This window comes from Intrasporangium chromatireducens Q5-1, from assembly GCF_000576575.1.
GTDB classification, from domain to species: domain Bacteria; phylum Actinomycetota; class Actinomycetes; order Actinomycetales; family Dermatophilaceae; genus Intrasporangium_A; species Intrasporangium_A chromatireducens.
Window position 1 is genome coordinate 1 of record NZ_AWQS01000214.1, and the last position, 6,397, is coordinate 6,397.

Below are 6,397 nucleotides of genomic sequence, written 5' to 3' on the forward strand. Positions count from 1 at the left end.
TCGATCATGCGCCGCCACATCGGGTCGGATTCGTCGTTGCCGGAGTCGATGAAGATGAGCCGGTAGTACTTGGCGGCCACGGCGTGGATGGCGTCGACGTCCTCGGGTTCGACGCGCTGGGCGGAGGCCAGTTCCATCGGCTTGGAGCGCAGCACGTCGAAGCGGTCGCGGGTCTGGTGGTGCACGTAGTGGGCCAGGTCCGCGGACTGCGCGCCGGTGCTGAGCAGCCGGTCCACCTGGGGCAGCAGCTCCATCAGCGTGGCCTCGTGCGGTCCCTGTTCGGTGCGCCAGCCGAGCGTGCCGCGGGTCTGGTTGTTGTCCCACGTGAGCACGCCGGCACCGCCGTAGCGGGCGAACACCGCGGCGAGCAGGACCGTGGAGGGCGTTTTGCCGGCACCGCCCTTGCCGTTGACGATGGCGATGGTGCGCGGGCCGGGCCAGTGCTGGCTCACGGCTTGGATATCGGCGCGTTCGGCCCGTTCGGCCGGGCTGGGGCTCATGCGGATGCCGAGCCGGGTCATCGCCCCGCGCCAGCCTTGGGTGGCCGGCTCCTCGCGCTGTTCCTGGGTGAGGAAGGACTGCCGCTCGCGCCGTTCCCGGCGCGTCTCATACGGCTGGTCCTGGGCGGGGCTCGGCTGCGGTCCCGGCGCGGGCGGTGCGGCCTCGCCGGCCGTGGTGTCGTCGGCTGGCGCGGCCGCTGGCCTGGCAGGCTCGACGGCCGTGCGGGCGGGGGTCTCGGTGCGGGGCCGTGGCCGGGCCTCGGCGGTCTCGTCGGCCTCTAGGGTGCCGTCGGTCTTGACGATGAGGGGCCATTGCCCGTCGGGGTCGGTCATCACGGCCCGCACCGGCCGGCCGAGCTTGCGGGCGGTGTCGGCAACGAGCTGGCGCACCTGGTCGCGTGCGGCGGGCAGGTCCTCGGCCTGCACCTGGTGGGTGCTGCCGCCGATGCTGACCTCGCCGGTGCCGTCGTCGTGGATGGTGGCCTCGATGCGCGGCCAGGCCGCTGCGGTGTCTGTGGTCATTGGTCCTCTCCTGTGTCCTTATCCGAGCGTGATCCCGATGTCTGCGAAGAACTCCTCCGGGTCGACGGGGGAGCCGTCGACGTGGACCTCGAAGTGCAGGTGCGGGCCGGTGGAGTGTCCTGAGGAGCCCACGCGCCCGATCTGATCCCCGGCGCTCACCCGGTCCCCGGTGCTGACCAGCACGCCGTCGGCCCACATGTGCTTGTAGCGGGTCATGAGCCCGCCGCCGTGGTCGACGTCGATCGTCCAGCCGCCGGAGGAGTCGGTGTAGACGTCGGTGACGACGCCATCCTGTGCGGCCCAGATGGGGCCGCCGTCACCGCCGCCGCCGAAGTCGGTGCCAGCGTGCAGGCGGGTGAAGGAGCCGGTCACCGGGTCCTGGCGCATCCCGTAGCCAGAGGTGATCGGGCCGGCGGCCGGCTGCGCCCAGCCCTCGGGGCTGACTTGTCCGCCGGTGGTGGGCTCACAGCCGGGGACGGCGGCACCTGTGGCGTCGGGCTTGATGTTGACGTGCACGTGGTCGTAGTGGTTCTGGGTGTCCGAGCCGCGGTCGGCCATCGGCCGCCAGCCCTCATCGGCCCGGTCGGCCGACCAGATTTGCTGCCACCAGATGATGTAGTCCACGCCCAGCTCGTCGGCGTGGTCGATGAGGTACTGCGCTACCTGGTCGGCGGTGGCGCGGCCGTTGGGAATGTCGTTGGTCATGAAGTCCAGCGCGAGCCCGGAGGGGTGACCCTCCGGGTCGTGAGCGGACTCCCGGTAGCCGCCGACGGTCTTGATCCCGAACATGGGACCGACGGTGTTGGCCACGACAGCCGTTTGCGGCTTGACGTCTCCGAGCGAGTAGTGCGAGGACGTGACCGGCTGCTCGCCGTTGGCGATGCCTTCCACGCCGCTGAGGCCCTCGACCACTGCCACGGCGGCCGGCCAGTACCGCGTGTAGTGGTAGGGGTCGGCGTTGCGCTGGGTGCGGTGGGCGACGATCGTGGGTTCGAGGGTGTCGCGGTCCTCGATTTCCATCATCGCCTTGAAGAAGTTGGTGGCCGAGGTGAACGGGTCCATCCGGTCCTCGTAGGACCCCCACGCCCCGTTGGCGCGCTGCTGGAACAGGCCGCGACTGTCAGGCCCGACGGCATCGCCGTGGTCGAGGACGCGCAGGCTCGACTCGCCCATCGCGGTCATCACGCCGATCGTCTGATCGCGCACGCTCAGGTCGAGTTCCTTGCCGGCCTGGATGATGTGGGCGGCGTTGACCAGCTGCTCGTGCTCGTAGCCGGCGATCGGGGTGTTTGGAACGGACTCGGGGTCGATCGTCACGCCCGGTTGCTGACTGCCGGGCAGGCACATGGTGTCCTCGTCGCTGCCGCCCAGCAGGATGATGCTGAACACCAGAGTGAGGATGAGCGCCGGGATGAGCCCGGCGACGATCAGGACCCCTGAGTTCCGCTGCGCCATGACTAGTCGGCCTGCTCCACGGGGGTGATCCGGCTGACCAGCCACGGCGCGTCGGCGTCTTGCCGGTTGAGGATCAGCCAGTAGCGGCCGGCGTCGGTGGGCACCTCCACCTGCGCGACGTAGGCGCTGGTGTCGTCGATGATCGTGCCCTGGCCGGTCACCTCACGCACCGGGATGTTGGCCGGGTCGACGTAGGCGTAGTCTTCGGCCGCCTGCGGGGTCAGCAGGGGCTCCAGCTCGGCCCACCAAGTCTCGTAGTCAAGGTCCGGTCGGGCGAAAGCGCGCATCGCCGTCTCGGCGGCGGCCACGACGCTCTGCCGCGAGGTCTCGTCCCACTCGGGGACGGGCTGCGGCGTGATGGTCTCGCCGGTGTCCTCGTCGACGAGCCCGCTCGGCGGCGGGGTGAACTGGTCCAGGTCGGGGGTCACCGGCGTGGCCGGTGTGCTGCTCGGGGGAGCGGGCGGAGCCCCCTCGTCCTGACCGGCGCACCCGGCCAGGACGAGAGCGGCCACCACGGCGACGCCCCCTATCGCCTTGCCTCGCATTTCAGTCCTCCTGCTCCTCCTCGGGGTGTGGACGGTGCGTCTCCCGACGGTGCGGCACGTTCGCGCTGCGCCGCATGGTCTCCTTCAGCTCGTCGCGGATCACGCGCCACGTTGTGCCGATCTTGTAGCCGGGGATCACCCCCTCACGTAGCCAGGCGTAAGTGTTCTGGCGACTGATGTTCAGCAACTCGGAAACTTCCTCGACGGTCAGCGTGGGCGGCAGGCCAGCGAACAGGGCATCGAGGGCATCGGTGTCCTTGGCGTCGTTCACTGCACGCGCCCACGCCGGCGATCGCATGACACCAGAGTAAACGAATCCGCTACGATCCGCCATAGCCAACTAGATGTAGATAGTATCGTCATGATATTGCACCCTTCCGCTAGCGGTGATTATGATGGCTCTGGGACCAGTGGTACGTCATTATCCCGAAAGGATTGGCGGCAGTGTCAGAGACGAACAACCCGTGGCTGTCGAAGCCTGCCGCGGAGCCAGAGCCGGCCAGTCCCGCGGCGGTCGAGACGACGGTGCCCCCACCGACCGGGCCGGTCGCTCCGCAGCGCGGCATTCCCGCGCCGGATCGCGTCGACCAGCTTCCGACACGAGACCGCCCCAACGGGGCCGAGCTGTGGTGGGTGGGGACCCACGGCGGGGCCGGGGAGTCGACGCTGGCGGCCCTGGTGCCCGAGTGGCCGGCCGGCGAGCATGCGTGGCCGCGCACACCTGGCAGTGACCCGGCACGTGTCGTGCTGGTGGCCCGCTCCCATATGCGCGGGCTGCGTGCCGCTCAGGCCGCCGCGACACAGTGGGCCTCCGGGCTGGTCCCGTACATCGAGGTGCTGGGCCTGGTGATCGTCGCGGACGCGCCCGGCCGGCTGCCCCGCCCATTGCGCGACTACGCGCAGCTGGTCAGCGGCGGCGTGCCGCGCACCTGGACCGTTCCGTGGACCGAAGCCTGGCGTCTGGGTGAGCCACCCGTGCCCTCAGACGCCCCGCGGGAGGTTCGTCGACTGGTCGACGAGCTGAGCGCACTCCTCCGATCTGGTGCCGCCGGCACCACCAACCGAAAGGAACAACAGCAATGATCGTCGAGACCATCACCACCGCGGCCGGCCTCGCGCCGCTCGTCCCCTTGGACGTGCTCGCCGCCCTGCCGGACCCCGACCCGATCCAGCCACCGGGCACCGAAGGATTCACCGCGATCCTCGGATGGGCCAAGTGGGTCGCCCTGGCCGTCTGCATCCTCGGCCTGTTCGCCGCCGGTGCCCTGATGGCCGTGCAGTCGCGCCGCGGCGAGGGCGGCGAGCACGTCGGCAAGATCGGCATGGCCCTGGCCGGCGTCATCGTCATCTCCGCAGCCGTCGCCCTCGTGGGCTTCCTCGCCGGGACCTGATCGAAGGGGAGCTGCACATGGCTACTGATGACAACGAGCAGGAGCAGAGCCCATTCACGCGGCCCGGCTTCATCATCGCCGCGATAGTCGTGGCGATCATCGTCGTGCTCGGCATCGTCGTGGGAATCAACGCAACCCGAGACCAAGCCTCGCCCTCGCCCACCACCGAGCCAACGGACGTTGCCGCCCCGACCGACGAGCCATCGCCGGTCGCGAGCGGCCCGAGCGTCTGCGGCCTCGAAGGCCAAGAGCTCTCGGGCACCGTCTCGACGCCACCCGAAGCACAGTGGGAGTTCCAAGGCACCACGGCGTACCCGACCTCGCCCACTTACGGACCGGGAGAGACCGACGAGAACGGGGTTCGCTACTGCTTCCAACACTCCCCTGAGGGAGCTCTGTTCGCCGCAGCAAACGCCGCGGTACAGGGCAGCAATCCCGAAACAGTCGGTCCTTGGCTGGAGTACTTCATCGCGGAAGGTCCGCACCGAGACGTAATCCTCGGCCAAGGCCAAGGTGCCGCTGACGAACTGGCGGGCGTAAGGGTGGATATCGCTGGGTTCCGGGTTCTGTCGTATGAGGGGGACACAGCGCGAGTCGACATTGCACTCCGCGGGTCCTCCCAGGGCCAGACGGTCAATCTCTCAATGGTGTACACGCTCGAATGGGAGAACGGTGATTGGAAACTCACTGTGACCGACCCGAGCGCCCCAATCAACGTGGCCACCATTCCAGACCTGTCGGGATACATCGCGTGGGGGGCATGACGCTATGAACGACGAAGGATGCAGCGGCTGGTCGTTCTTCAACCCGATGTGCCATGCCCAAGAAGGTGTCAAGGCTGTCGTCGGTGATGCGATCGAGAACATGGCGAACGCCGTTATGGAGGCGTTCGGCAAGGCGATTGCGTCGTTGGGCACGATGTGGGTGCATATCGGGACTCCGAACCTGACCGGCACGGGGGGCTCGTCCCCGATCAGTGCCGGCAGCACCGCTCCCGACGCGGGGAACATCACGCAGGTGCTGGGGTATGTCACCTGGATCAGCCTGATTGTGGCGATCTTGTCGCTGTTCATCCTGGGCGCGTTGATCGCCACGAGGATCAGAGCCGGTGAGGGCATCGCGGCCGTGGGCCGGGTAGGGCTGGTGCTGACAGCGGTAGTGCTCATCGCTGGGGCCAGCGCGCTGGTGTCCGGCCTGCTGCCGTCGGGACCGAGGAATGCCGGCGGCGCGGTCCTCTTCCTCCAATCGAGCCTGTGGTGGTACATGGGCGCGGCCGCGGTCGTCTCGGTCATCGTCGGGGCCGCGCGGATGGCGTGGGAGCAGCGCGCCGAACCGGGCCGGGAGACCGTCAAGAGTCTGCTGACGCTGATCGTGGTGGCCGGGGCTGGCGTGACGATCGTGGGTCTGCTGGTCACGGCCGCCGACTCGTTCTCCGTGTGGGTCATCAACGGTTCCCTGGAGTGCGACGTGACGACGGACTCGGCGTGCTTCGGGGAGAACATGCTGACGCTGCTTGCGTTGACGACCAATCCGGCAGCCGGCGGGCTGGGCGCGTTGCTCATCATCATCCTGGGGCTGATCGCGATTCTCGCGGCGGTGTTCCAGATCGTGTTGATGGTGGCGCGCGGCGGGATGCTGGTGATCCTGACCGGGATTCTGCCCCTGGCGGCGTCGTTCACGAACACCGAGATGGGCAAGGGCTGGTTCAAGAAGTGCGTGGGCTGGCTGGTGGCGTTCATCCTCTATAAGCCGGCCGCGGCGATCGTCTATGCGGCGGCGTTCCAGCTCGTCGGCACCGACGTGTTCTCCGACGATGGCACGGGTCTGTTGGCCGTGCTCACGGGTCTGATGTTGATGGTTATCGCGCTGTTCGCGATGCCGGCCCTGATGCGGTTCGTGACGCCGATGGTCGGTGCGCTGGCCGGCGGCGCGGCCGGCGGGGCGATGGCGGTCGGCGCGCTGGCGGCCCTGCCGTCCGGTGCGG

8 protein-coding genes are annotated in these 6,397 nt (G+C 68.9%); 4 read left to right on the top strand and 4 right to left on the bottom strand.

The genetic code is table 11. The features are described 5' to 3' along the window. From N864_RS17745 to N864_RS17765, 4 genes are all read right to left on the bottom strand, one after another. Positions 1–1,022, bottom strand: a 1,022-nt coding sequence (locus N864_RS17745) for a ParA family protein (RefSeq protein ID WP_034720097.1), incomplete at its 3' end; no start/stop codon positions are given. A gap of 18 nt (positions 1,023–1,040) precedes the next feature. Further along, positions 1,041–2,477: a M23 family metallopeptidase gene (locus N864_RS24270; protein WP_081794000.1), complete on the bottom strand. Its 1,437-nt coding sequence runs from the start codon at positions 2,475–2,477 to the stop codon at positions 1,041–1,043. 2 nt (positions 2,478–2,479) lie between these two features. Beyond that, a complete protein-coding gene (locus tag N864_RS17760; protein ID WP_034720101.1) occupies positions 2,480–3,022 on the bottom strand; it encodes a hypothetical protein in 543 nt (180 codons plus the stop codon). 1 nt (position 3,023) lies between these two features. Next, positions 3,024–3,320: a helix-turn-helix domain-containing protein gene (locus N864_RS17765; RefSeq protein WP_081794001.1), complete on the bottom strand. Its 297-nt coding sequence runs from the start codon at positions 3,318–3,320 to the stop codon at positions 3,024–3,026. 146 nt (positions 3,321–3,466) lie between these two features. On the opposite strand from N864_RS17765, the gene N864_RS17770 reads away from it, so the two are divergent. The 4 genes from N864_RS17770 to N864_RS17785 all read left to right on the top strand — a co-directional run. Continuing rightward, positions 3,467–4,105 (top strand): DUF6668 family protein, encoded by a 639-nt coding sequence (locus N864_RS17770; RefSeq protein WP_051518757.1) that lies wholly within the window; start codon positions 3,467–3,469, stop codon positions 4,103–4,105. Then, entirely contained in the window at positions 4,102–4,413 is a 312-nt protein-coding gene (locus tag N864_RS17775) for a hypothetical protein (protein WP_051518758.1), read from the top strand. The genes N864_RS17770 and N864_RS17775 overlap by 4 nt, the downstream gene beginning before the upstream one ends. Positions 4,414–4,430: 17 nt before the next feature. After that, positions 4,431–5,177, top strand: a complete 747-nt coding sequence (locus tag N864_RS17780) for a DUF8175 domain-containg protein (RefSeq protein ID WP_034720105.1) — start codon at positions 4,431–4,433, stop codon at positions 5,175–5,177. Between the two features lie 4 nt (positions 5,178–5,181). Beyond that, the coding region (locus N864_RS17785) for a TrbL/VirB6 family protein (protein WP_051518759.1) at positions 5,182–6,397 on the top strand (1,216 nt) is incomplete at its 3' end.

Coding starts and splice junctions, on each gene's coding strand:
- N864_RS17760 (WP_034720101.1), bottom strand. CDS start 3,022: ATGCGAGGCAAGGCGATAGGGGGCGTCGCCGTGGTGGCCGCTCTCGTC.
- N864_RS17780 (WP_034720105.1), top strand. CDS start 4,431: ATGGCTACTGATGACAACGAGCAGGAGCAGAGCCCATTCACGCGGCCC.
- N864_RS24270 (WP_081794000.1), bottom strand. CDS start 2,477: ATGGCGCAGCGGAACTCAGGGGTCCTGATCGTCGCCGGGCTCATCCCG.
- N864_RS17775 (WP_051518758.1), top strand. CDS start 4,102: ATGATCGTCGAGACCATCACCACCGCGGCCGGCCTCGCGCCGCTCGTC.
- N864_RS17765 (WP_081794001.1), bottom strand. CDS start 3,320: ATGCGATCGCCGGCGTGGGCGCGTGCAGTGAACGACGCCAAGGACACC.